Genomic DNA, 26,421 nt, shown 5'->3' with positions numbered 1-26,421 from the left:
AATTAAAATTTTTTTCTCGGAAAGTGTAATTTGATAAAACAGAAAGGTAGTATATGTATGAGGGAGTTAAAAGACAAAAGATCTTTAAGCGATAACTTCGGGGATTCGATATATATATGCGAGGGTAATTGACAAATGAACGATCAGCTGATAATTGAACTGTTTTTTAAAAGGTGTGAGGAGGCAATTACTGCTACTTCCGAGAAATATGGAAAATTATGCAAATCAATATCTGACAGGATTTTGAAGAACAATGAGGATGCGGAGGAGTGTGTCAGCGATACATATCTGACACTCTGGGAAACAATCCCACCGGAGGAACCGGATCCATTTGTGGCATACATCTGCAAGATAGTGAGGAATCTGTCGCTCAAGCGATACAGACATAATACCGCAGAGAAGCGAAATTCCTACTACGACGCATCTCTGGATGAGATATCAGAGTGCGTGGCGGCATGCGGAGAGGTGGACGAACGGATCACTGCCCAGGAACTTACAGACAGATTAAACAAATTTCTGGAAGGTCTTAAGGAAGTGGACAGGGTTATGTTTGTCAAGAAGTACTGGTTTTGCATGGAGATTCCGGAGATAGCGGAGGAAATGTCTCTGAGTACCAATTATGTAAATGTGCATTTGCACAGGATAAGGGAGAAACTGAAACAGTATCTTGTAAAGGAGAATTGGTATGAAGAAAGAATTGGTTGAGGAAGCGCTTACTAATATAGACGACAGGTACATAGAGGAAGCACTTACATATAAGAAGAGTAAGATAATAAATTTCCCGAGAACGACAAGCAAGCTGGTAAAGGCTGCCACAGTGACGCTGGCTGTGCTGGCGGTTGGATCGGCAACAGTGCATGCCGGGGCGGAAGTGTTAAAGAAGATATTCTACACGGAACACACAATGTCGACAGGAAATCCTGATTATGTGCGTGATGAGTGGTTTGAGACCGAGACACCTGAACCGGAGGTTGAGCAGATTGGCGGAGAAATAAGCGATGGTACAGAAAAGTGGATAACCAAGAGTACTGAGATACTAGGTTCATATACAAATGATATATACATCTATAGTACATACGAGGATGCAGTGGCAGATACAGGTATGAAGCTGTGGTTTGATACTCTTCCAGGTGAAGTTACTGATGTTACATACACATATGCGTATTGTGATAATGATTACGCAAAATTCATAGATGTGGTAGCAGAGTATAATGGTAGCGAATATTACCTTACTGAGGAGATATGGGGCGGAAATGTTGCTGACGATGTGGGATACAGCCTGCAATTTGAAAACAAACAGAACGAGAGAGTATATACAAACGCTAATGGTATAGTTTTCAATATTGCCGACGATGTTGTGCAGGACGAGCAGTTCGATGAAAATGGTGAATCTGTATATGTGACGAGGGTGAGAAGTACAACCATGATATTGGATGGGGATTATTATGGCAATATGGTATTTGACGATATGTCAGAGGATGATATACATTACATATTGGATCAGATTAAGATTGGGAAATAAAAAAAATTTTTTTAACTGTAATTTTACATGAAAAAAGGGAAGTATATTGTTGAAGGGGCGCGTAAAATGTTCGCCTCTAGGAGAGGGAGAAATATTTACAATGAAAAAGACAAAGTTGGTGGCACTTCTGCTGGCGGCTTCCATGGCGCTGACCGCCTGTGGAAATGATGGGGGAACAAAGAAGATCGGAGTATTTGCAGGAATAAAGACAGCGAATAAGGCAGTGGGTACTCTCTCTGCCTCTCCTGCAAAGATGCGGGTTAAGGAATTGGCTAAACTTGTCAATGATATGGATTATGAGGAAATCGATATGGATGAGATACCAGAGGAAGTAATATCTAAATATTCTTTTATTGACAGTATTGAACATCCGGAATTATATGATAAATTTGTGGACTTGGAGTTTTATACAGCTGTTGAATGTGGTGATGCAAGCAAACACATAGTATATTATGACAATCAGTACTGTATGGATTACGATGAGGACAGATATTATAGGGTTTCCAGTTCTGACGAGAATACTTATAAGAGGCTGGCACAATTGGCGCTAAGACTTAATGGGATTGACTATCTGGACTATGAAAAAAAGATAAAAGAAGGAGGATCCACTGATGTTATAACTGCGGACAAGGTAAAGAATGATACTGGAAATCCCAACTATACAGAGTGGATCAAGGGAATCTGTAGTGATATTGCATCTGTACCTGACAGAGGTGAGGTTACTCTGTTGAACAATGATTATACAGGATTTGAGTGTGCGTACAGGGTGGATAACCTGACAGAGGGTGATTTCGAATATTTGGTTGATAAGTATAAAAAGGAAGGTTTCAACCAGGACATCGTGGAGTATGATCGCGGATTTATGGCATTTTCAGAAAATGCTGCAATGGACTATGTTGCCATAGGCGTCGGCAAAGGCAGCATAGTAATTACCGTGGGAGGAGACAGAAATCGTGCTGGTTCAGTTACTGCCGGCTGGGACGCCAGCACTATGAGCCAGTATGCGCCAAAACCAGAGAGTGGGGAGTGCTATCTGTCGCTTGACAAACCTGGTATTTACCCGGTTTCGAGTGATTCGGCTAAGCTTAGATGCGTAGTTTATAATATTGATACAGCCAAGGTCAAAGAATACGTGGAGTTATGTGAGAACAAAGGTTTCTCAGCTGAAGGGGCTTATAATGTTATTGATGATAAGCGGGTGGACTGGACTGGATGTTCGTCAGATGGAATGATCAGTATAACAAAAGCTGAAGATGACACGTTTATGATAGTTGAGTTTGTAAAAAGTGAATAATATCCACTAAATATTGGGGAGGAAATTAAAATGGAGTCAAATAATAGCAAGAATATAAAGGACATGCCTTATGTGGATCCTGAGTCAAAGAAAAAATATGGTATGAAGTGGCATCGTTTTCTCTGTGTAGTTCTGTGCATTACAGCTATTCTGGAAATTGTGGCCGGGGTGATGTGCATACTTGGAAAAGGAGAATATTCTGAACTGTATAGTATGGGCCTGGAGTCAGGCGTATTCACAAGCGTCAAACTGGTTGTATGTATTGTCGGAGCACTGAGAATCCTGTCTGGTCCGCTTGCATTTGTAGCGAGACAGAAACTGGCAAAATTTAAGAAGAACGGGCCGCTTTTCTTCTATATTTATCTGATTGTTAGTGGGGCAGCAAGTATCGTGTATGATAGTGTTGCCATAATTATATTCAGGAGAATTAATATGGAATTTCCTGCAGAATTCTTTTCTGTCAAAGAGGGCGTTGTAGGGATAATCGCAGGAGTTGTATACATTCTTCTCAATATGCTCTATTACCACAACAGAAAGGTGTACTTTGTGAATGGACGACCAGAAGATAATTGAATTATTTTTTAAAAGGTGTGAGGAGGCAATAGCGGCTACTTCCGAGAAATATGGGAAAATGTGCAGATCGATATCTGATAGGATCCTAAAGAATAACGAGGATGTGGAGGAATGTGTCAATGATACATATCTGACGCTTTGGGACACTATACCACCTGAAGAACCAAATCCATTTGTGGCATATATATGCAGGATCGTGAGGAATCTGTCACTTAAGAGATACAGACATAATACTGCAGATAAGAGAAATAAAGTAATGGTAAGGAATTTGTTATACACTTTTATATACTTTTAGGGAGGAATATTTAATATGAAAAAGGTAAAATTATTGGCACTTATGTTAGCAGCATCTATTTCGCTGACAGCATGTGGTACAGATGGGGGAACCGAGAAGGCAGGTGTGTTTGCTGGGGTAAAGACAGCAGACAGGATATCAACGAACAAATATTATACCACTGATAAGGTGCGTGTCAGGGGAATCGCAAATCTTGTAAATGAGATGGATTATGAGGAGATCGAAGGGGATATTCCAGACGTTTTTTTCGAAAATTCGAATGAGGAAATCGAAGAAGATATTTCGTTTGATACTTTCGGACGTTCGTATGAGGTGTCATTGGGGTTCTCGACATCAGTCAAAGGTTATATGGGAGACAAGAGGTTGTGCTATGTAAATGGACAGTATTGCACGGATTGGACAAGGGGAAAATATTATAAAATTTCCAGTTCTGATGAAAATACATACGAGAAGCTGAAACAGATGTATCTCAAACTTGAAGGAATAGGAATTTTAGACTATGAAAAAATGATAAAAGAAGGTGGCTCTTCAGATGCTGTTATGGCAGACAAAGTTCAGCTTGATACCGAAAATTCGAATTATGCTGAGTGGGCTAAGGGAATCTGCTGTGATATTGCCTCTGTACCTGATAGAGGTGAGGTCACTCTGTTTAATAATAATTATATGGAATTTGAGTGTGCATACAAAATAGACAATGTGACAAAGGATGATTTTACATATCTGGTTGACAAATATAAAAAGGAAGGCTTTAACCAGGATGTGAGTGAGTACGATTGCGGTTTTATGGCATATTCAGATAAGGCAGCATTTGATTATATGGCTATAGATTATAGAGAAGACTGTATCGTACTGACTGTAGGTGGAGATATAAACCGGGCAGGCTCAGTTACTGGCGGCTGGGAAGATGGAAAACTTGGCAAATATGCACCAAAGCCAGAAAATGGTGATTGTTATATAATGCGAGACAGAGCTGATTATTATCCAGCGCCAGGTGAAAATGTTCATTCAGAGTATGTAGTTTATAATGTTGATGAAGAGCAGGCTGGAGAATATATAGAGTTGTGCAAGCGCAATGGCTATACAGACGATGAGGACTACAACGATATTACAGATGATGATAATCAGGTGTACTGGGCAGGCGTTACTGAGGATTGCAGAATATTTGTAAAACAGGGAAAAGATGACACATTCATGACAGTGACGCTTTACCTGCTGCAGAAGGATGACAGTGATGCCGTAAATTAATTAGCTGTTGTGACAGATCTTTTAGATGAATTGATGAAATAAAGTTCGGAATATTGGGTGGAGGTACATAATATGGAGTCAAATGTAGGATATGGTATGAAATGGCACAGAGTCTTTTGTATAGCGCTGTTTATAACAGCAGCAGCTTCTATTGCACATGGCGTGTTATATTTCATAGGAAAAGGAGAGTATCAGTGGCTATATGATCTTGGTATTGAGTCCGGCGTGTTTCCTGATGGTAAGATAGTAACTTATATTGTGGGAATTATTACTTTTATTTGCGCGCCGCTTGCCCTGATAGCAAGACACAAACTGGCAAAACGGCAGAAGAGAGGACCATTGTTTTTCAATATTTACCTGGCGGTTTTAGGCATAAGAAATATCGTGTATGCATGTATCGCTATAGTGATATTTAAGAAAATTGATCTGGATTTTGGTGGAAAACTTTTTTCTGTGAAGGCAAATATTGCAGGAATGGTAGGATTAATTGTTATTTTCCTTATCTGTATGTGCTATTACCATAACAGGAAAGAGTATTTTGTGAATTAGGTTGTTATGTAGAGCTGACCGGGCAGAGAGATCTGTCCGGTTTTTCTTTTTGAAAGGATGGAAAAATGATATTCAAAAACATGATCTGGTATTGTAATATACAATAAAAAGAAAAAATGGAATTTTATCAGGTATGAATAGTGAAAATATAAGATCAAACAGAAAAAAATATATAAAGTCAGCGCTTGTTTTACTTATCGTTATTGCGCTGCTTTTGTTCTGCAGCTATCAGAACAGGCACCTGGAGACAACGTATTATACTTATAAGGCAGAGCAGCTTGGCGCAGATCTTGAGGGATATCGGATCGTCCAGATATCGGATTTGCACAATGTAAAGTTTGGCAAGAATAACCAGAAACTGGTGGACAGGATAAGAGAATGTGAACCTGATATGATCGTTCTGACCGGAGATCTTGTGGACTCAAATCACACAAATGTAGACCGTGCAGTCCAATTTGTGGATGAGATCGTGAAAATATGTCCGGTATACTATGTCACAGGCAATCATGAATATTGGCTTGAGAAATCTGAATATGACGAGCTTATGGATGGGCTTGTCAGTGCCGGGGTGGTTATCCTGGACAATCAGGTTGTGGAGATATCCAGGGGGGATGCGAAGTTCAGGCTGGTCGGGCTTGACGACAGAAGCCTTGCGGATGGGACACTAGAGGCGCTGCTTAGTGACGAAAGTATTAGGAATAATCAAGCTGAACAGAAGGAAGAGACCGCTGATAATGAAGACTCTGGGGAAAAAGAGCTCACGGTCGTTCTTGCACATGAGCCCCAATACCTTGCCAGGTATGCCGGTACCGGTGTTGATCTCGTGCTTTCCGGACATGCCCACGGTGGACAGTTCAGACTTCCATTTGTCGGCGGGATAGTAGCGCCGGATCAGGGATTTCTTCCAGAATATACAGCAGGTGAATATTATATGAATGGCACCGAGATGATAGTCAGCCGAGGCCTTGGCAACAGTGTGATTCCGGTGAGGCTGTTTAACTATCCAGAGATTGTGTGCGTGGAGTTGGTGGGAATGCATTAGTTATTGTGAGAAAGCTAATGCAGATAAGAAAATGATGTACATAAAAGGTCGTGGGAAGATTTGCGTAGGGATCTTCTCACGACCTTTTAATATACTAGGATTTATTTATATCACAGCCGTCTATTCACAGCCGTCTATTCGTAGTCGCCTAGCTCAGCTTTTCATCACAGCCGTTCATCTATTTCAGCCTTTCGTCCACTTCCACCTTGAAAGGAAGCTTGCTTAGAATGTCATGTTCAAGATCAATTCCCGGGTACACCTCAATGAGCTTAAGTCCCTTTTCAGTGAGCTCAAATACGCATCGTTCTGTGACGTATATAACCCTCTGCCCGTTTGCCAGCGCACGTTTTCCTGAGAAACTGATGCTTCTGACATCGTTTACGAACTTAGGAATGCTTCCCTCGTTTTTGATGGTCACGATGCCGTCATTGTCCTCTACGGCAAGTCCCTTCGTGTCAAATGTGAGACAGAACACAACGGTTGCTGTTTTGGCGGTGATATTTGCAAATCCGCCTACACCGGCAAATGCGCCAGGGCCCTTGTGGGCATTTACATTCCCGAACCTGTCAACCTCGATTCCGCCCATGAAACAGATATCAAGACCGCCGTTGTTGTAGAGGTCAAACTGGTTTGCCATATCGTATATGGAGTCTGCGCCGATAACAGCGCCGAACACCTTGCCCGATGCAGGAAATCCGCCTACACCTCCAGATTCTACGGTCAGGGTTATCTTGTCCAGAATACCGTTCTCTCTGGCATACTTGGATACAGTCTCCGGAATTCCAACACCTATGTTGACTATATCGTCCGGTTTCAATTCCAGAGCGGCCCTTCTTCCAATGATCTCTGCGCTTGTATTGACGGCATTCTTTGTCTTGGTACGACCGGAAAGCATCTCAGCCCAGTCCTGCCACTGCGAATATGGAATCTCAAAACTTCCTGTCAGGGATTCGTATGATGCGTGTCTTGGCTCCGGCGGTATCTCAACGATAGCGTCAACCAGACATCCCGGAATGATGGTATTGTGAGGTCTTGATGGCCTTGCCACAAGTCTGTCAACCTGCACGATGACCTTTCCGCCATTTGCCTTTACAGCCTGACAGATGGACAGCGCATCTCCTGCGGTAAACAGATCCTCAAATGAGATGTTGCCCTTGCGGTCGGCAGCAGTTCCCTTAATGATAGCCACGTTGATAAGCGGCAGCTTGTAGTAGAGGAATTCCTCACCGTCCAGCTCGACGTATTTAACAAGTGAGTCATCCTTTGATATGTTGTTGATTCCCGGTCCCTCAAGTCTCGGATCGACAAATATATCCAGCCCGACCTTGGAGAGTGCTCCCGGAAGTCCGCCGGCCTGCGCACGTATTGCGTGTGAGATACAGCCGAGTGGGAGATTGTATGCCTCAAATCTGTCCTCAAGGACAAGCTTCTTGGTGCTGTACATGGCACCAAAATGTCCGCAGATGATCTTGTCAACTGCGCCGTCTCTTATGTATCCCTCTGCCGCCTTATTCTCATCCCACGCACCAAAGCCCGCGCTTGATATAGCGGTGAGGTGCTTCGGCGAACCTGTCCTCTGGTATCTTTTATATAATGCCTCGTGAAGCTCGATTGGAATATCTATGCCGAGAAATGAGTTGAGTGCGATCACATCTCCGTCATTTATAAGATCCATTGCCTCGTCGGCTGTCATTATCTGGTACATTTGTTCTATCCTTTCATTTATATAAAAAATCAATCAAAATCTGCTATGAATTTATTAGCAGGTTACAATATGCTAACATTCTTTGTAAGAGTTCTGTATCCTTGTTCTGACATAAATCAACAAGGGCAAAGAGCTCAGGATTCTTGTTTTTGTCAATTACGATTTGTGTCGCGGCTGGAGAATCCGAAAGACCGGTCAAATATTCAACAGATGTGTTAAAGCATTGGGCAATAATTTCAAGTGTTTGCTGAGAAGGAACTCTCTCTCCGTACTCATATCTGCAATATCCAATTTTGGAAAGATTGAGTCTCCTGGATGCTTCAGCCATAGTTATTCCCATATTTTCTCTTACAATTTTTAATCGTTCTGGAATTAATTTAGCAGACATTATTATTCCTCCTAGACTAAATATTGACAGTAACCATTGGATAATATAAAATGGATGTATCCAATGGTTACTATACAACAAATAATAGCCTTATTCAACATTTAATATAGAATAGAGGGAGATATATAATATGCGAAATGAGGACAAGTTAATAAAAGTAGCACATTATAACACTAAACTCAATTCAGTATTAGGTTTTGATTATAGTGCTTTTACAATTTATAGATCTAAGGGATTGTTGACACATCTTATTAAAAGAAAGCATTTTGTTGCTGCAAAATACATTGATCATTTAGATGACATAATTAGTCATCCAGATTATGTAGGATGTTATAATGGAAATATTGAGTTGGTTAAATGTTATAATGACAATATTTTCATTTCAATTAAGTTAGACGAAAAGAAATCAAAATATTATATTGCTACGGTATTTGATGTGAAAAAAGGAAAAATAGATTCATACGTAAAGTCAGGCAGATTAATTCCGGTATGTGGTAACACTTTTTTATAAATAAGATACATTGACTTTAATGGTAACCAATGGTATTATATACAATATACATTTGACGAGCAGGAAAGGCACCCTGCGCTCCCACGGGAACCTGATATGATGGATACGCCGCCCATCCAAATGTAAACATTAAATACTTAAAAATGTCAGATAAATATGAGCAATGATTTGGAGCTTATATCTATCTGACATTTTTAATTTGCGTCAGCAACGAGCTAAAGCGTGCTGCTCCTTGTTCCCTAATCAGGATATTTAATCAGATCGTACATTTTGCCATAAGCGCCCATATCGCGCACACCCTCAAGCTCCATGCCGAGATGCATGTATTTGTCGCACTTTGACTTGGCATCCGTCTCAAGGATGACTGGAACGTGCAATCTGTTTCCCTCAGAGAAAGCTATGTCCAGAACTTTCCTCATGTATCCCTGTCCCTGGTATTGTTCGCGGACGCAGACCATGCCGACGAATATAAAATCTTTCTTCTCTTTCTTCATTCGATCCTGAAGGGATTTTCCTCCCTTGGACAGAGCTTTTCCCATGCGAATCATTTCTTTAAGGCTCATATTGTGAAACAGAGCTTTGAGGATAGCCATGCCCGCCTTGAGATTCATTTTCTGTCCTGGCAGGGTGTAGGCGATATACCCCTCGCCGCGTTCGCTAGTCGCGTAGAGCATTTGTCCCTCAAATGCCATACGAACGTAGCCGGCTATGTAATTTACCACGGCCTCTTTGCTGCTGTAGAACACTCCCATACCTGTTTCTTGCCCATAGTCGTAATATCCAAACGCATGGCCGATATCCTCGGCTGCCTGTGCATCCCATTTTGTTATTTTCATTGTATTTTTCTCCGTTCAATAGTTATATTGTAGTTTCTAATTTGATTTATATGGTTAGACACATCTAACTACAATCATATTATCATATATAGAGTGAAAATGAAACTATGATCTCATTTGGGATGACATGATAGAAATATATGAGGATAGGTATAATTATTATAATAACCGGGATAATTTCAATTGTTACCCTGTGGACAAAATTGTCAAAAATAGCACTGAACACCCACAATATATCCAATTGAGAAAATGGTGTCAATGAACCGCGGGGGAATTGGGGGTATCTGAACCATATCTTTGCCGAGGGGCAGTACGCTTTCCTGGTTAATATGCGAGTACCTAATCTTCACACAATCTTCACAAAAAAATTAGCACTCAACACTTGACATTGCTAATAAAGAGGACTATAACATAGTCAAAGATAAGAAAAGGATAGCACAACCGGTGGTGCACATGACCGTTTGACATATGCACTGCAGATTTCTGTTATATAACATTTTATGGAAACAGAAAGGAAGTGTTCAAAATGGATAAAAACCCAAAGCATCCATTGAAGAAAAAGAAAGCAGTTCAGAAGGTATATGCGACAGCAAATCACAACGCTGCAGCAGCTGAAGAACCAGCTACACCAAAGTCAAAAAAGCATAAGTAGTGATATGAGACGAAAGTCCCCCGTATCTGCGAAAGGCAGGTATGGGGGATTTTTATGTTATATGGGAATTTGTACGGCTACATATCCGCGATTCGCGAAAAATATCCGCAATATATCAACTGTACTTTGATATATTGCGGATAATATTGTATAATATGCGTAATAAGAAGATATAGTATATAGAGGTGATGTTTGCCAGGATGTTGTCAGATGATTGGAGATGTGAAAATGAAAAGTTGTAAGCAGATTGCGCGGGAGTGGAATTTGTCAGAACGGACTATAAATGATCTGTGTAAAAAAGGCAAGATAAGTGGTGCGATAAAAAGTGGAAGAAGATGGCAGATCCCAGATAATGCGGTAAGACCAGTGGATGGCAGAGTTTCCAATAGAAGGTATATAAAGAAAAAAGATACTTGTGAAAAGAAATCATTACCAATTGGTATTTCAGATTATGTAAGGGCACAGTCGGAGTATTATTATGTTGATAAAACTATGATGATAAAGGAGTTTCTAGACAGAAAACCGCTGGTATCATTATTTACCAGACCCAGGAGATTTGGAAAAACTTTAAACATGGATATGTTAAGAGTGTTTTTTGAGATATCAGAGGATGACACCTCCAGATATTTTAAGGATAAAGCAATCTGGAAGTGCGGTGAAGAATACCAATCTCATCAGGGACAATATCCTGTTATATTTCTTACTTTTAAAGATGTGAAATTCGATACATGGGAGGCTACAATTGGAAAGATAAGAGGGCTTGTCCAGGAGGAGTATGGAAGGCATCAGGAGATTATAGACAGTGATAAGATATCGGCCTATGAAAAAAAATACTTTGAAAAAATGCTCGATGGAACGGCAAATGAGGTAGAACTTACGTCTGCGCTTGATAAATTGTCCAAAATGCTGGATGCTTATTATGGTAAAGCACCTGTAATCATTATTGATGAATACGATACACCGATACAGGAGGGGTACGCAAAGGACTTCTATGAAGAGATTATAGGATTTATGAGAAATTTCTTTTCGGGAGCATTTAAGGATAATAAGAATCTTTCATTTGGCTTTCTGACAGGTATTCTTAGGATTGCGCAGGAAAGTATATTTAGTGGACTTAACAATCTTACTGTCAATTCTGTTATGGACGATGAGTATGACAGGTATTTTGGATTTACCAGTGAAGAAGTAGAAACTATGCTCGGGTATTATGGTGTGCCTGAAAAGAAAGCAGAACTCGCGGAATGGTATGATGGATATTTGTTTGGAAACGAAGAAATATATAATCCTTGGTCGGTTATTAATTATATTTCCAGAGACTGTAAACCTCAGGCGTATTGGGTAAATACTGGAAAAAATGAAATACTTGACGATGTTTTGAAAAACGCCATAGATGATATTTCTGAAAGTTTATATTCATTATTACAGGGGAAAAGGGTCATTGCCAAAATCGATCAGAATGTTGTATACAGATCACTGGCAGAGGATCCGGCAAATATCTACAGTTTGTTGCTGGTGGCAGGATACTTGAAAACTCCTCAAAAAGAACTCCAGGCAGACGGCTCATATCTATGTGAGGTTTCTATTCCGAATAAAGAGATAGCGGCGGTCTATAAAAGCGAAATTCTGTCACATTTGCTGCAGGTCGGTGCAATCACCCGGACAACTGCTAATAAAATAGCTGAAAGTCTGTATGCCAATGATTTCGTAAAATTGGAGCATGCAATAGGTGAGTATATAGATGAAGCAATAAGCTTTTATGATGCTGGGGCGGAAGGATTCTATCACGGATTAGTTCTTGGGCTTATAGCTATGATGGATAATCAGTATAAGATCAAATCCAACCGGGAGTCAGGTGATGGAAGATATGACATATGCATGTTCCCAAGGGGTGAAAGATATCCAGGTATAATAATGGAACTTAAGTGGAAGAAGAATCTGGGAAAAGATGCGCTTGACAAATTGGCCGATGAAGCTTTGGCTCAGATTAGTGACAGAAGATGTGATGTTCAGATGGCAAGGGATGGAATCAAAAACATATTGAAGATAGGGATAGCTTTTTCGGGGAAAAGCGTATGTGTGGAGAGCGAAAACGGTAATATATCTATATAGAAAGGATGGTGCAGGATGAGCTACGTAGAATTTCGAGATGTAAAGAAAGTATACAAGACAGGGGAGGTGGAGATCAATGCTCTGCGCGATGTGGATTTTGAGATAGAAAAGGGAGAGTTCTGCGTCATAGTCGGAGCCTCCGGTGCGGGCAAGACTACTATCTTGAATATACTTGGCGGTATGGATACTCTGACAAGCGGCAGCGTGAAGCTGGATGGCAGAGAGATATCAACTTTGAATAAGAAACAGCTCACGGCATACAGAAGGTATGATGTGGGATTCGTGTTCCAGTTCTACAATCTGGTACAGAACCTCACAGCGCTTGAGAACGTGGAGCTGGCGGCACAGATCTGCAAGGAGCCGCTGGATGCTGCGACAGTTCTGAAGCAGGTGGGACTTGAGGATCGTATGGCGAACTTCCCGGCACAGCTCTCCGGTGGTGAGCAGCAGAGGGTTGCCATAGCAAGGGCTCTGGCGAAGAATCCGAAGCTCCTGCTCTGCGATGAGCCGACGGGCGCGCTTGACTACAACACGGGCAAGGCGGTGTTGAAGCTCCTTCAGGATACATGCAGAAATACGGGAACGACAGTTATAGTCATAACGCACAACCAGGCACTCACAGCCATGGCGGACAGAGTTATCACGGTTAAGAGCGGAACTGTGGAGAAAGTGGTTATGAATGATAACATCAGGAACGTTGAAGATCTGGAATGGTAGGTGGCCTATGAAATCAATGATGAGACGCACGACATTTCGTGAGATAAAAAATACATTTGGAAGATTTGCAGCCATCATGGCGATCATAGCCCTGGGCGTGGGATTCTTTTCGGGTCTCAAGATGACGAAGCCGGATATGATGAATACCATATCAAAATTCCTTGACGAGGGAAATTTCTATGATCTGCATCTTCTGTCAACTCTGGGATACACGGATGATGACGTGGATTCATTTGCCGGGGAGAAGGATGTGTTGTACGCAGAGGGCGGTTACAGCCTGGACGTCCTATACAAGAACCAGGGTGAAAATGACAGGGTGTTGAAGACTATGTCAGTTCCGGAAAACATCAACAAACTGAGTCTTGTGGACGGACGCATGCCGGAAAAGGAAGATGAATGTGTTGTAGATGCCAAGATGGACAGTATAAAGATAGGTGATGTCATAGAGGTGGCAGATGACGATGCTGTAGAAGGCAAGTCTGACGGGAAAACAGACAGTGACATTGCTGACCCGGGAAACGAAAGCGAGGGCAGCAGTACACAGGATATACTGAAGGTGAAGAAGTTCACCGTTGTCGGAACTGTCAACTCCCCTCTTTATATTAATTTTGAGAGAGGCACCACAACCCTTGGAAACGGTAAGATCGCGGGCTTTGTATATGTCAGTCCTGAAGCATTTGACAGCGAATGCTACACCGATATATATGTGAAATTTGACAGAAAGTTTGATATATATGCCGATGAGTATGAAGACTATATAGACGACAGGAAAGACGAATGGGAGTCAATATGCAAGACCAGTGTGTTAGACAGGTATAAGGATATCCTCATGGCAAAGGGTATGACGGAGGATATGGTGAAGGACATAACGCTGGATGATGCAGATGGTGTGAACTACTACATACTCGGCAGAGAGACGAATATCGGATATGTCTGCTTTGAGAGCGATTCAGATATAGTAAATGGAGTTGCAAAGGTATTTCCGGTATTCTTCATATTGGTTGCCGTGCTCGTGTGTATGACCACCATGAACAGAATGGTTGAGGAACAGCGCTCTATGATAGGCATGTTGAAGGCTCTCGGCTATGGCAAGGCGGCTATCATGGGAAAATATATGATCTATTCGGGAACTGCAGCTGTAGTAGGATGTGCAGGTGGATATCTTATAGGTACATATGTATTTCCGGAGGTTATCTGGTACGCATATAATATGATGTATATACATATGCCGCTTGAGAGAACCACAGACTGGACGCTGGTTATTGGCGTGCTGGCAGCCTCGCTTCTGTGCACTGTAGGTACAACTTGGTTTTCCTGTAGATACGAGCTTTCTGAGACTGCGGCAAGCCTTATGAGGCCTAAGGCTCCGAAGCCGGGCAAGAGGGTGTTCCTTGAGCATATCCCATTTATATGGAAGAGACTGAAATTTCTGAGAAAGGTAAGTGTCAGAAATGTATTCAGATATAAAAAGCGTTTTTTTATGATGATAATAGGAATAAGCGGCTGTACTGCGCTGCTGCTCACAGGCTTTGGAATAAATGATTCCATAAGCGGATTTGCGGACAATCAGTATGGGGAGATACAGGTCGGAGATGGAGTGATAACGCTGAATACTTCGATTGCGGGTGATAGAGAAGATGAGCGCTTCAGTAGTCTGAAAGACCGGCTGGACGAGGATACCTCCTGCTATGATCTCGTCAGTGAATCTACCTGGGATCTGGTTCATGATGGTGGCGTAAAGTCCGTGAACATGGTCATCATGGAAGAACCTGAGCACGTTGACAGGTATATGAAGTTTGCGGATAAAGATGGTGCGAAGATAGAATATCCGGGCAAAGGGGAAGCTGTGATCAATACTGCGCTGGCAGAACAGTACGACATCAAAACGGGCGATGTAATAACGGTCAGAGACAGCGAGATGAAAGAGATAAGAGTTTCCGTATCAGGCATATTCAGGAATCATGTATACAACTATGTGTATATATCACCTGAAACATATGAGGATCAGATGGGGGAGGCACCTCAGTACAAATCGGTGTACTTCAATCTTGAGGAGGGCGCAGATTCGCACGAGATATCTGCTGATCTTATGGGTGATGCAGCAACAGCGTCAGTGACTATCAACAAGGATATGAAGAACAGGATATCCAAGATGATGGAGAGTCTGAATTATATAGTAATTGTAGTCATACTCTCGGCTGGTGCGCTTGCATTTATCGTCCTCTACAACCTGACAAATATCAATATCACAGAGCGAATCAGGGAGATAGCAACTATAAAGGTTCTGGGATTTTTCAAAAACGAGACTTCAGCTTATGTATTCAGGGAGAACAGAGTCCTGACGACATTTGGAATCGCTGTGGGACTTGTGCTTGGAGTGTTTTTGCATGCATTTGTCATAGGACAGATCAAGGTGGATATGGTCGCATTTGATACATATATAGCGCCGATGAGCTATGTGTACAGTATCGTTCTGACATTTGTGTTCAATTTTCTTGTTAACAGAGTTATGTCAGTCAAGCTTGATAAGATAAATATGGCGGAATCGCTTAAGTCGGTGGAATGATCCTTTCATATATGGCATGTAACAGAATAGTTTAGATGTTTATTACGATCCACAGGGCGTACAGTATAGACGGTACGTTTTGTGGATTTTTTTGCAAAAAAGTTGTTTTCACGCCTATTACTAGCCTTTTGGTTAGTGTACATGGAAAAACATAGCAATTATAATTGTAAATATATTATTGATATCAGAATGTGGCAGCTTAAAACGGCTGGTGCTCATGGTTAGTTTTTTAAGTGAAAGGGAGGAAGAAATTATGAGAAAGAGGGCGATAAGCTGGGCGCTGACGGCCAGTATGGTGCTATCTATGCTGTCCGGATTTATTCCCGGACAAAAAGCATACGCGGCGGACAGCTCGAAGAAAACAGGCAAGACGGTGGTCGAGACAGAGATTGACGAGAGTACATACAAAGCTCTGGGTCTTAGCACCGATATAGACAAAAGCAAAGCTGCGGTGCCGTATGACAAGGATAATATATCTACATTTGCAGAGGTGAATGAGGTATACGTTGCGGCAAACGGCAATTACAGAAACAAGTACACTGTGCGAGACGGATTTGACAGGATTGGAGATTTCAAGGACAGGACTACAAAGGTAAACAGCAGCCTTGGCAATCTGTACGGAGCGTATGGTTTCTATGATCTTGGCGAAGATAATGTGAAAGTGGAACACGGCGGATCGGGAGACAGTAACATAAGCAGCAACATGGGAAATGTTCTAAAAAAGGACAGTAATGGTTTTAACGGCCTGTATGCGACAAGCGTTGCATTTGATGGAGGCGACGGAAAAACCAACTACGTTGCGGAGCTAAGAGTACATGGAGATAAAGCATTCAGTCCAGCTGGATGGAAAAGTATTAAAACTGTCATAGACGGCAAGGAGTACCGCGGAAAGATAGATGTGAGTATTTTCAAGATAGCAGCTGATGGTACAAGATCTTCAATTGCTACGCTTACCCCTACTTTAAACAAGAATTCTACATATGGCGATGGACTTTTGTATTTTATCAGAAGATACCAGCAGGAGCTGGATGCGATGTTTGAGATCGAAAAGGCCGATCTGAATGGAGATGGTTTTGAAGATCTTCTCGTATACTGTGGAACTTACGAGGATAGAAATATAAACGATCAGAACATACGCTATGCCATAGTCGATGTATATTATGGCAAGAGAAACGGCAGGTTCACAAAGGGAAATAATATAAGCATACCGGGCGGGCTTGCATCTAATTATGAAAGTGGAGCGGGTGGATCGTGGTGTGATTATGGAATAGGAAGAGCTCCTGTGGTAACTCTGGCCGGCGGTGATCTGGAGCAGGATGGCCGGGATGAGGCCGCGGTTGCCGTATCTGGATCAGTTCTGAATTACAACATGGCAAAGGCAGGTCATATGACCGTCTATACATATAAAGACGGCGGACTTGTCCCTATAGAAGGTCTGAATGAAGTGTCACTTGGAGACACAGATGGCAGAAAACAGAACTATGGAATGTATGCTGCAAATTGTGCATTTGGCCGGTTTAAGTATCCTGGATCAGGAGCCATGGTCACAGGACTTATAGTTGGTGGATATTATTCGAGCAATTCTCAATATGTGCAGAGGGAATATGAAGCCACGCAGGCTGCATACAGATACGTATACTACGATAGTCTGACGGATAATTATGTGTTGTCAGATTATCATACGAGAAGCCTGGGGACTAAGAGTAAAGAAATCGTGAAATATCACGAGGTTAAAAGTAACGAATATTACAGACCTGTGAATGCACCTATGGCGCTTGCGTGTGCAGACCTTAAGGGCATGAACGGCAATAATGAAAATGACAGTGTGCTTTTTGGCGCAGAGGTATATGCTTTCTCACTGGAAGATGGCGGAATAACAGGTTCGGAGATAGGAAGCATGAGTATATGTACCGACCAGCGCAATCAGGGCAACGACAAGAAGAAAAAAGATCAGGTGTGGATCGGCGATGTCAGGGTTGGCTGTGTCGATAAGGATGCCAAGGGGAACAATTACAGACAGAGTTTTGTGTGCGTTGTGGGAGTGCACAGAGAGAAGAAACTCAATGATAAAGATGATTATTACTGGCTGGACATAGCGACATTTTCTATGGATGGCGGCAGCCCATACAGCAGTCAGGAGGGTGTAGTATGCCAGTCGAACAGCAGACAGGATATGTATGGAACATTTGTTTCACTGTGTCTTCCGGATATTGATAATGACAGTGTGCGGTTAAAGTACGAGGGAGAGTATCCGGTATACACAAATCCAGAGGTCTATGCAATCCTTCAGGCAAGTCCGTATTTTGATGATGTTCAGGAAGTATATGAATATGTAAATAACGGTGGAACATCATATTCAACAAGCAAAGGTTCATCGAACACGGTATCAGCTAACTTGTCAATATCAGTTGGCGCGTATGTGTCGTCGGAGATCCAGCTCATCGGAGCAGGTGAGGTAGAGGTTGAACTTTCGTATGGAGCAAGCTTTGAATATGCAAATACAAAGACAACGGAATATGAGATAACATATAATGCCGCAGGTGGAGGTTCTGATCAGGTCGTTCTGTACTGTTTGAAATATATGTATTACGAATACTCCATATATGATCCGATTGCGAGAAAATGGGAGCCGGTGGTTATGCCGGTATGTCTCGGACCTTCAACTTCAATCATAGATGTGGCAGATTACGACAAGGTTGCAAGAAGGAGCAAGGGTCTCAACGAGATATATAATAATATTCTGAATAACACAGCGGGAGACCCTGCTACATACCAGACTCTTGGAGGTAAATTAAAGTACACCTATCAGTCAGGTGGAAATAACAATTATTCTTCTGTAAATGCCAGCTCTGGTGCAGATCAGACTCAGACGATATCTGTGACTGATGAGAACGAGTATTCGACTGAAGTGTTCCTTGAGGCGAACGAAAAGCTTGGTGCTGGAGGCGGAGGACTCGGTAATAAGGTCATTGTCGGTGTGACATCAAGCCAGCATGCGGGTCTTGGTTACACCCGTGTAAGCTCGAATGGTGTTACATACAGTGGAACGGTGGACAATGTTCCGGCAGACTGCACAGGCTTCTCATTTGACTGGCAGCTGCGGGTGAACACTGCAAAGCTGAACAGCGACAGTGATTCAGTGTTCGTCATTGGCTATGATGTTAAGAATGTTGTTCGTCCGGCGCGTATGCCGATGGGACTTTCTGTTGTCGACACAACGAGAAACAGTGTCAGTCTTGAGTGGTCACCGTCCAATGATGCAGATTACTATGAGGTCTGTATCGTTGATGCAGGAGGTAATTACAACAGCAAGGCAGTTGTGCCATATACAGTTACTGACTATGAAGTGAAGGGACTATATTCCAACAGGACTTACACATTTGCAGTGAGGGCTCTTCAGGCAAATGGTTCAAAGAGTCTGTTCAGCCGTCCGGCAACCGCGACGACACTTCAGGACAGTTCTAATTTCCATATAACAAAGAACCCTGATGATACAAATACGTTTGCGGGTGGAAATGCAGAATTTGCGGCAAATGCGGTTTATTATGATGGGGATGGAGTAAACCAGAGCGTTGGATACAACTGGCAGGTTAATACAGATAATGGATGGAGAAGCGTATCGACAGGAGGCAGCAATCCTACGCTCAGACTTACTGATGTAAGTGATGAAATGGATGGAAACGAATATCGATGCAGAGTTTATTACAACGACATCACACTCTACACCAAGACTGCGACACTCACTGTAAATAAGGCGGACAGCAAGGTCATGCTTCTGGCGCACAACGATACCGAGAATAAAGATCTGTCGGATGGCAGCGTAGTCAGGGCATCGGGCTCAGAGACTACAAAGGTGGAGAACGTGACTAAGGAGAGAAATCTTATAACAGTAACATCCGGAGTCAGGGAATATATTCTTGTCAGCGACGGAACAAACTATATGTGGAAAGATAGTAACGAGAATTACTATCCATGCAGCGTAAGCGTCAAAAAGGACAGCGATGGTTACGTGGAAGAATCACAGACATTTAAAGCATCTGATGTGGGTGGCGCGGCATATGGTGTGAGTGAATCAGATTTCATCGCAGATATTGATGGCAATACTTACAAGCTGACCAGCGTAAATGCAGATGACTATGCAGGTGAAAAGGTGTCATATGCATCTGATGATGTTACATATGACAGGATACTCGCAAAATGGGTATCAGAGGATGGCAGCAAGAACTTCTATCTCCTCGGAAACACATCGGGAAGTGAAGACAGTACGGTGTACTATTATGTGGCAGATAGTGAAAGCGGAAGTTTTACGATGACTTCAAAGAAGACTCTGAATGTGTCAGATACTGTCAAGGTGGTCCAGACTGATCTCAAATCAGTATATCAGACCAAGACGGTGAGATCTGAGACCACAGGAGCAGAGGTCACATATACAGGAGACAAGATCACACTCAGCTGTCAGCCAAAATCACTGTCAGGTGAGGATGTACAGGGAGATGTGGAATTTGTCATTACAGGGCCTGAGAGCAAGCGCATAGCTGGTAAGTACGACAGAGCAAATGGCTGCTATACTGCACAGTGGGAGCCATCCGGACAGGGAATATACAACGTATATGTATACTTTGCAGGAAACAAACAGTACAACGACAGTATATCTGACTCGATGTCTATATATACCTCATTTGAGGGAAAGACGAACATGAATCTGACCATGCAGGATAATGTAAGATACGGAGATTCAGTGAAGATGTCTCTGGAGAAAGTGTCATACGACAATACAGGAAAGCTTCAGGATATCACGGACGATTCAGAATACACAGTTAAGATAAAGAATAATAAGACAGGAGAATTTGAGGACACAGACAAATACGAACTTGCAAACGGCGTGTTTATACCGAAGTCTATTGGAATGTTCCAGATAACGGCATCAAATGGCGGAGACAAGACTCAGAAGAATATAAATGTTGGAAGGGCACAGCTTGAGATAGCTGCCCAGGATACAGAGAAAAGTGTAAATGATTCTGTAAGAGAGTGCGAGGATGCGGTGATAACAGGTCTCAAGGCATGGGATACCGACATAATGCCTCAGAGAGACAGGGATTACGAGCTCAGATCATATGGAGTAAGTGGGCTGTTGCCGGGTATATATGATATAGATGTTGCATACGTCAAGGTGGGCGATCAGCATTCACAGGTTATGAATGAACTTGAGAAGAACTATATAATAAACCTGGTTAAAGCATCATACACACTGACAGGAAACGTGTACACCGTCACTGCCAGGCCGGCAAATACACATGGCACAGTTTCAATCAAGTACCAGCAGCCTGGAAATGAAAACAGTGACGGACTCACAGTTGACAGTGGAACAAGACTCCCTGAGAACTCAACGATCACTTTAGCTGCTACTCCTCATAAGGGATATAAGGTTAAGAGCTGGTCACTAAATGGAAAGACAGTTACGGATCCACAGTGTGGAACATCCGGTGGCAAGGCGTGCAGCGATGACCAGATCCAGATGGATAAGCTGAAAGCAAACATGAATGTAGCAGTAAACTTTGAGCCTGTATATCACAAGCTGACATACAAGCCTGACAATGAGGCTCATGGAACACTCAAAGCAAACTATGTGACGGATGGAACAATTGGAAAATCGTTCGGTTCAGGTGCAAACATTCATATAGAACAGAAGGTAAGACTCACTGCGGTTCCGGCAGCAGGATATGTTCTGGATCATTGGACTGTTACGGGAGAAGATGGAGTTCCGGAGACCGTTCTCGCGGAAGATGGAGTGACAAATAACACATCTCTCACATATGATGCAGAGGAGATCAGCGAGGATACACTTATCACGGCATATTTTGCAGAAGCACAGAATTTCAAAATATCAGTCTCGCCTGTAACTGTTGGAAGCGATGGAAAGACTACAGTGACAACAGGTGTGGATGTCACAGTCAAGGCTCAGCGAGTTGACGGCACAGTGATTATAGAGAGCGGTGAAGACGGTATATATGAAGTCAGCCGAGGCGACAACGTAACCATTCAGGTTACAGTTCCGTCAGGACTTCTTCTCGACGGATGGTCAGCAGCAGATGGACAGGAACTTGGAACTGTATCAGCGGATCTCAGGACGATGACAGTGTATGATATAGCTTCAGACCTCGATTATACAGTTAAGTACACTGCGCCGAACAGATACAAGGTGACATATGGTGCGGATGATGATGCAGCCGGTGTAGTAGATGCTGTGGTTGCAGGAGGTACAGACGCACTTGTATCCGGTGACAAGCAGCTTCAGGGTAGTGACATAGTATTTACAGCAACTCCAAATGAAGGCTACGAGATAGCATACTGGGAGGTAAATGGCGAGAAGGTTGATGCTGAGGCAGAAGGTGCTGGCGCCCAGAGGTATGAACTAGAATATCTCGGCAAGGATACAAAGGTTGTCGTATACTTCTACAAACAGCCGGTTGTGTCGTGGACATCAGGAAATGACACAGAGATGACTGCAAGGTCAGGAGATTCTGATCTGGCAAATGGCGGATGTATCGCATATGCAAGTAAGGATGATCTGAAATTCACATTTGCGGTGAAGAGAAATTATGAGATAGCTGACATAAAGGTAAATTACGCAGGAGAGGATGTATTCAGTCTTGCGGAGAACAGCGGAGAAGGAAAGCTGGCTGAGACTGCGGATGCTGAGTCCGGAACAGAGAGATACACGTTTACGTGGAGTGCTCCGGCAGATGGATTTACAGGGGATGTGACAGTAAATGCCACATACAGAAAGATATCACCATCCGTGAAGGCTGAGTATTCTCTGAAAGTGATAGAGAAGGCTTCTGCTGGAGAGGCGTCAGGAAAGACACACGGCTCTATAAGTGCAGATGTGTCAAGAAAAAATCTCCCTTCATACATACAGATAGGAGATACCATAAGTGATGCAACGGAGAGCAAATCTGCGCAGATCACAGACATATACAGAGATTCTGTCATCACATTCAAGGTTGTGCCTGATGATGGATACAATGTAAAAGAATGGATCATAAATGGACATAAGCTGACAAGCGAGACGGAGAATATAAAGTTATATTCAGACAAGAAAGTAAATGATACCCTTAAGATCACGGTTGACGGAGATTCATCTGATGTGACAGTTATGGCTGGTCTTGAGCTGGTTGGTGATGTACTCACATTTGGTCCTGAGACAGAGGGAACAGGTGAGGTGAGCGCCATGATCACATCTACAAAGCTGGTGCTCGAATCAGGAGATATGATAGGTGCTGCTTCATATGTGGAATTCACAGCGACGGCTGCAGAAGGATATGAAGTTGCAGACTGGCTTGTAAATGGAATCAGTCAGGGCGTGGCAGAGAAGATATTTGCATACAAAGTGCCAAAGGATACGAGAGTTGATGTGAGGGCTGTGTTTGACAGACCTGTGTATAAGATAACATGGTCAGCGGACGGAGCCGGACAGATAGAGGCAGAGAACGTGACATCAGGAGAGACACTATATGGAGAGTCTGCGGATATCAGAGGCGACAGAATGCTTAAGTTTACGGCTATTCCGGATCAGTATATGGAGTGTACGGGATACACGGTTAAGACTTCAGACGGCGAGAAACAGTACAGTGCATCTGAGCTTAACGGGGATGTGCTTGTCATAGACAAGGTGTCATCGGATACAGATGTCACAGCTCATTTTTCGAAGAAAGAGCTTAAGGCAGTAATTACATTTGCGGCAAATGATCCTGATCTTGGAACGGTATCTGCGGTATACGGAACAGACAAGAAGGCGATAGTGAGCGGTGATAGTCAGATAGCAGGCGGGGATGTCATCTTCACGGCAGCTCCTGCGGAAGGCCAGATGATAGAGGGCTGGTATAAGAACCCTGAGTGCACAGAAGCCATAGAAGGAACGAATCAGGAACAGCCTGAGTACAGCGCACACGCAGTATATGCAGACCTTGCTGTGTATGTGAAGTTTGTGGAGATTCCGGAATATACAGTAAAACTGGGAATAAACGGAACTGGTACTGCTGACATAGAGGCAGAATCTGAGGGTGTAAAGCTCGACATTGCATCAGGCGAGGTCAAGGTAAAGCGTCATGCAGATCTCAAGGTGACAGTCAGACCAAGGGATGTATACAACACAGTAGAGTACTGGATAGTTGACGGAGAAGAAGTCGATAAGACAGAACTCACATACCAGATAGATGATCTGACGGAGGACAGATCGGTATATGCCTATGTATCGCCATCACTTCTGGTCGATGTGATCTTTAAGGACAGTGATCCGGTCAAGAAATACGACAAGATCGATATCAGAGCCGGATACGTGGCTGAGGATGGAGATGAATCAGGACTTAAAGTCATAAATGCTGAGAACAATTCAGTCAGAGTGGGCTCCGGAAAAGATGTAAGTTTTGAGATCACACCTGGCGATGACTACATGATACAGTCATGGACAGTCAGATATATGAGAGGTGACAGGATAGTAAAGGAAGAGTCTGGAAAAGACTTTGGATTCACAAATAAGATACTTCTTAAAAATGTGACAAACAGCATAGAGGTAAGTGCCGAGCTGGTAGACAAGAAGGGCTATTATATACCTGCGGAAGGTTACTATAACCAGGCAAATGAGCTGGTGACAAATAGTGTAGAAGGTGAAGCAGGAAGTGAAGCAGCCTACACGGTATCAGAGCTTACAAAGCAGCCTGACAATGTTGTGTTCAGAGCGGAAGATGGTTCTGTGATAGACAATATGGTGAGAGCAAACGGTGATGCCAGTGTGACGATCACACCTGAAAATGGATGGAGAATCAGAGGTATAACTGTATCTGATGCTGTTTCTGGACAGGAAGAGAATATTATGACAGTGACTCCGGTGCGCACAGAGGATGGTACTGAAACCGGTGCATACAGAGTAGTATCTGAGAATGTGACAGAAAATATGACATTTACAGTTGACGCCGTCAGATTGTATACGGTCAATATAGCGGATACACAGCACGGAAAGATCACAGTTATAAAGGAAGACGGAACAGAAGTTTCAAATGGTCAGACTATGGATGAAGGAACACTTCTCACATATACAGCAGTACCAGACAAATACTATGATTTTGACACATGGACATACGATGCGGCAGATCAGACTGAGAGCACATTTGAGCAGGCTCTTGATGGAAACATCACAGTTGGCGCAGCGTTCAAGGCAAGGTATGCAAAGGTAAATATAGCATCAGTCAAGAACGGAAAAATAACTGTGACAACAGCTGATGGCAAGAAGATAGCAAATGGACAGCTGGTACAGGAAGGAACAGTTATCGTGTGCAAGGCAGTTCCTGCAAAGCACTGTGATCTGTCGGCCTGGGGCGGAGATGCCAAGGGCAAGAAGGGCGGCACAGTGAAGCTCACTGTGACAAAGAACATGAAGATAAGCGCTGCATTCAAGTACAGATATGTCAAGATCGCAATCGGCAAGACTGTAAATGGAACCATATCTGTAAAGACAGCGGATGGAAAGACAGTTAAGAACGGCTCAGCGATAAAGGAAGGAACTGTTATCGTGTGTACAGCCAAGGCGGCAAAGAATTGCAAGCTTGGATACTGGTCTGGAAGCTTTAAGAGTACAAAGACATCAGTTCGTGTTGCAGCAAACAACAATATGACCATAAATGCAAAGTTTGTTGCCCAGATACCTGCAAGAGATACAGCGGGAATAAACAAGAATATCCAGACAGCCATAACTAACAAGAGCCTGACTATAAAGTGGGGCAAGGTTGCCGGAGCTAATGGATATGATGTGTTCATGCAGAATTGTTCAAAGAAGATGGATACAAAGAACCCTGTAAAGACAGTGAGGGGGGCATCAAGTAACAAGACTACTATCACAAAAATGCATGGAACTGCACTCAGCAAGAGTGGTATAGTAAAAATACAGGTTAAGGCATACAAACTTGTAAATGGAAAGAAGAAGTACATAGACAAGAGCGTGCTGCTTCACATTGTATTAAACAGTGAAAAACGAACAAATATAAAGAAAGTGACACTTGCAAAGAAGGCATACACTATGTCTGTAAAGCGGGCGGTTACATTGAAACCGGTATTTACGCCAGCTAACGCATCGAAGTTACTTCTCGGTGCAGAGCATGGACCTCGAGCATTCTACTATTCAACAAATACAAATGTTGCCATAGTGGATGCAAACGGAGTTGTGAAGGCTAAGGCGTCAGGCAAATGTACGATTTATGTCATATCGATAAGCGGTGTGTCTAGTCCAGTACAGATTACAGTTAGATAGGCGGTATTGCCGGAGATCTTAAGCAGCCGGATGTCTGGGAGACCAGACTCCGGCTGTGTTTTTATAAGAAAATGGCAGAAAACAGATGCATGTATCGTGATCAGGAATGTTTGT

17 protein-coding genes are annotated in these 26,421 nt (G+C 42.8%); 14 read left to right on the top strand and 3 right to left on the bottom strand.

The genetic code is table 11. From position 1 onward, the window contains the following. Positions 1–135 precede the first annotated feature (135 nt). The 8 genes from NQ536_RS11165 to NQ536_RS11130 all read left to right on the top strand — a co-directional run bounded on the left by NQ536_RS11165 (position 136) and on the right by NQ536_RS11130 (position 6,520). Positions 136–705 (top strand): RNA polymerase sigma factor, encoded by a 570-nt coding sequence (locus NQ536_RS11165; RefSeq protein ID WP_004849835.1) that lies wholly within the window; start codon positions 136–138, stop codon positions 703–705. Beyond that, on the top strand, positions 686–1,522 hold the full coding sequence (locus NQ536_RS11160) for a hypothetical protein (protein ID WP_004849838.1): 837 nt from the start codon (positions 686–688) through the stop codon (positions 1,520–1,522). The genes NQ536_RS11165 and NQ536_RS11160 overlap by 20 nt, the downstream gene beginning before the upstream one ends. A gap of 100 nt (positions 1,523–1,622) precedes the next feature. Next, on the top strand, positions 1,623–2,816 hold the full coding sequence (locus NQ536_RS11155) for a hypothetical protein (protein WP_004849840.1): 1,194 nt from the start codon (positions 1,623–1,625) through the stop codon (positions 2,814–2,816). A 30-nt stretch (positions 2,817–2,846) separates the two neighbouring features. Continuing rightward, complete coding sequence (locus NQ536_RS11150; RefSeq protein WP_004849842.1) at positions 2,847–3,389, top strand: hypothetical protein; 543 nt, start codon at positions 2,847–2,849, stop codon at positions 3,387–3,389. Then, positions 3,367–3,684, top strand: coding sequence for an RNA polymerase sigma factor (locus NQ536_RS11145; RefSeq protein WP_004849843.1), 318 nt, complete (start codon positions 3,367–3,369; stop codon positions 3,682–3,684). The genes NQ536_RS11150 and NQ536_RS11145 overlap by 23 nt, the downstream gene beginning before the upstream one ends. A gap of 15 nt (positions 3,685–3,699) precedes the next feature. Then, positions 3,700–4,929, top strand: a complete 1,230-nt coding sequence (locus tag NQ536_RS11140; RefSeq protein ID WP_004849845.1) for a hypothetical protein — start codon at positions 3,700–3,702, stop codon at positions 4,927–4,929. 72 nt (positions 4,930–5,001) lie between these two features. Beyond that, positions 5,002–5,478 carry a hypothetical protein gene (locus NQ536_RS11135; protein WP_004849847.1) on the top strand — a complete coding sequence of 159 codons (477 nt, stop codon included), beginning with the start codon at positions 5,002–5,004 and terminating at the stop codon, positions 5,476–5,478. Between the two features lie 133 nt (positions 5,479–5,611). Next, complete coding sequence (locus NQ536_RS11130; protein ID WP_004849848.1) at positions 5,612–6,520, top strand: metallophosphoesterase; 909 nt, start codon at positions 5,612–5,614, stop codon at positions 6,518–6,520. A gap of 178 nt (positions 6,521–6,698) precedes the next feature. On the opposite strand, the gene NQ536_RS11125 is transcribed toward NQ536_RS11130, so the two are convergent. Both NQ536_RS11125 and NQ536_RS11120 read right to left on the bottom strand, forming a co-directional pair. Then, positions 6,699–8,225: a CoA-transferase gene (locus tag NQ536_RS11125; RefSeq protein ID WP_004849850.1), complete on the bottom strand. Its 1,527-nt coding sequence runs from the start codon at positions 8,223–8,225 to the stop codon at positions 6,699–6,701. A 43-nt stretch (positions 8,226–8,268) separates the two neighbouring features. Next, on the bottom strand, positions 8,269–8,613 hold the full coding sequence (locus tag NQ536_RS11120) for a helix-turn-helix domain-containing protein (protein WP_004849852.1): 345 nt from the start codon (positions 8,611–8,613) through the stop codon (positions 8,269–8,271). 130 nt (positions 8,614–8,743) lie between these two features. On the opposite strand from NQ536_RS11120, the gene NQ536_RS11115 reads away from it, so the two are divergent. Continuing rightward, a complete protein-coding gene (locus NQ536_RS11115) occupies positions 8,744–9,124 on the top strand; it encodes a PBECR3 domain-containing polyvalent protein (RefSeq protein WP_004849853.1) in 381 nt (126 codons plus the stop codon). A gap of 239 nt (positions 9,125–9,363) precedes the next feature. Here the strand turns inward: NQ536_RS11115 and NQ536_RS11110 are convergent, their stop codons facing one another. Next, positions 9,364–9,960 carry an N-acetyltransferase gene (locus tag NQ536_RS11110; RefSeq protein WP_004849857.1) on the bottom strand — a complete coding sequence of 199 codons (597 nt, stop codon included), beginning with the start codon at positions 9,958–9,960 and terminating at the stop codon, positions 9,364–9,366. 526 nt (positions 9,961–10,486) lie between these two features. On the opposite strand from NQ536_RS11110, the gene NQ536_RS11105 reads away from it, so the two are divergent. The 5 genes from NQ536_RS11105 to NQ536_RS11085 all read left to right on the top strand — a co-directional run bounded on the left by NQ536_RS11105 (position 10,487) and on the right by NQ536_RS11085 (position 26,307). Then, a complete protein-coding gene (locus NQ536_RS11105; protein WP_004849860.1) occupies positions 10,487–10,612 on the top strand; it encodes a hypothetical protein in 126 nt (41 codons plus the stop codon). 228 nt (positions 10,613–10,840) lie between these two features. Further along, positions 10,841–12,721, top strand: a complete 1,881-nt coding sequence (locus NQ536_RS11100; RefSeq protein WP_155803786.1) for an AAA family ATPase — start codon at positions 10,841–10,843, stop codon at positions 12,719–12,721. A 15-nt stretch (positions 12,722–12,736) separates the two neighbouring features. Next, entirely contained in the window at positions 12,737–13,438 is a 702-nt protein-coding gene (locus NQ536_RS11095) for an ABC transporter ATP-binding protein (protein WP_004849863.1), read from the top strand. Continuing rightward, the gene (locus NQ536_RS11090) at positions 13,401–16,004 is read left to right on the top strand and encodes an ABC transporter permease (RefSeq protein WP_004849865.1); all 2,604 of its coding nucleotides are present in this window, start codon (positions 13,401–13,403) and stop codon (positions 16,002–16,004) included. The genes NQ536_RS11095 and NQ536_RS11090 overlap by 38 nt, the downstream gene beginning before the upstream one ends. 253 nt (positions 16,005–16,257) lie before the next feature. Further along, the gene (locus tag NQ536_RS11085) at positions 16,258–26,307 is read left to right on the top strand and encodes an InlB B-repeat-containing protein (protein ID WP_044997825.1); all 10,050 of its coding nucleotides are present in this window, start codon (positions 16,258–16,260) and stop codon (positions 26,305–26,307) included. Positions 26,308–26,421 lie beyond the last annotated feature (114 nt).

The sequence above is a fragment of the Coprococcus eutactus genome, from assembly GCF_025149915.1.
GTDB lineage: Bacteria > Bacillota > Clostridia > Lachnospirales > Lachnospiraceae > Coprococcus > Coprococcus eutactus.
This window is presented reverse-complemented; position numbering and strand designations above follow the sequence as displayed.

Excerpts from the sequence above, each read along its gene's own strand:
- NQ536_RS11165 (WP_004849835.1), top strand. The coding sequence starts at position 136 with ATGAACGATCAGCTGATAATTGAACTGTTTTTTAAAAGGTGTGAGGAG.
- NQ536_RS11160 (WP_004849838.1), top strand. The coding sequence starts at position 686 with ATGAAGAAAGAATTGGTTGAGGAAGCGCTTACTAATATAGACGACAGG.
- NQ536_RS11155 (WP_004849840.1), top strand. The coding sequence starts at position 1,623 with ATGAAAAAGACAAAGTTGGTGGCACTTCTGCTGGCGGCTTCCATGGCG.
- NQ536_RS11150 (WP_004849842.1), top strand. The coding sequence starts at position 2,847 with ATGGAGTCAAATAATAGCAAGAATATAAAGGACATGCCTTATGTGGAT.
- NQ536_RS11145 (WP_004849843.1), top strand. The coding sequence starts at position 3,367 with ATGGACGACCAGAAGATAATTGAATTATTTTTTAAAAGGTGTGAGGAG.
- NQ536_RS11140 (WP_004849845.1), top strand. The coding sequence starts at position 3,700 with ATGAAAAAGGTAAAATTATTGGCACTTATGTTAGCAGCATCTATTTCG.
- NQ536_RS11135 (WP_004849847.1), top strand. The coding sequence starts at position 5,002 with ATGGAGTCAAATGTAGGATATGGTATGAAATGGCACAGAGTCTTTTGT.
- NQ536_RS11130 (WP_004849848.1), top strand. The coding sequence starts at position 5,612 with ATGAATAGTGAAAATATAAGATCAAACAGAAAAAAATATATAAAGTCA.
- NQ536_RS11125 (WP_004849850.1), bottom strand. The coding sequence starts at position 8,225 with ATGTACCAGATAATGACAGCCGACGAGGCAATGGATCTTATAAATGAC.
- NQ536_RS11120 (WP_004849852.1), bottom strand. The coding sequence starts at position 8,613 with ATGTCTGCTAAATTAATTCCAGAACGATTAAAAATTGTAAGAGAAAAT.
- NQ536_RS11115 (WP_004849853.1), top strand. The coding sequence starts at position 8,744 with ATGCGAAATGAGGACAAGTTAATAAAAGTAGCACATTATAACACTAAA.
- NQ536_RS11110 (WP_004849857.1), bottom strand. The coding sequence starts at position 9,960 with ATGAAAATAACAAAATGGGATGCACAGGCAGCCGAGGATATCGGCCAT.
- NQ536_RS11105 (WP_004849860.1), top strand. The coding sequence starts at position 10,487 with ATGGATAAAAACCCAAAGCATCCATTGAAGAAAAAGAAAGCAGTTCAG.
- NQ536_RS11100 (WP_155803786.1), top strand. The coding sequence starts at position 10,841 with ATGAAAAGTTGTAAGCAGATTGCGCGGGAGTGGAATTTGTCAGAACGG.
- NQ536_RS11095 (WP_004849863.1), top strand. The coding sequence starts at position 12,737 with ATGAGCTACGTAGAATTTCGAGATGTAAAGAAAGTATACAAGACAGGG.
- NQ536_RS11090 (WP_004849865.1), top strand. The coding sequence starts at position 13,401 with ATGATAACATCAGGAACGTTGAAGATCTGGAATGGTAGGTGGCCTATG.
- NQ536_RS11085 (WP_044997825.1), top strand. The coding sequence starts at position 16,258 with ATGAGAAAGAGGGCGATAAGCTGGGCGCTGACGGCCAGTATGGTGCTA.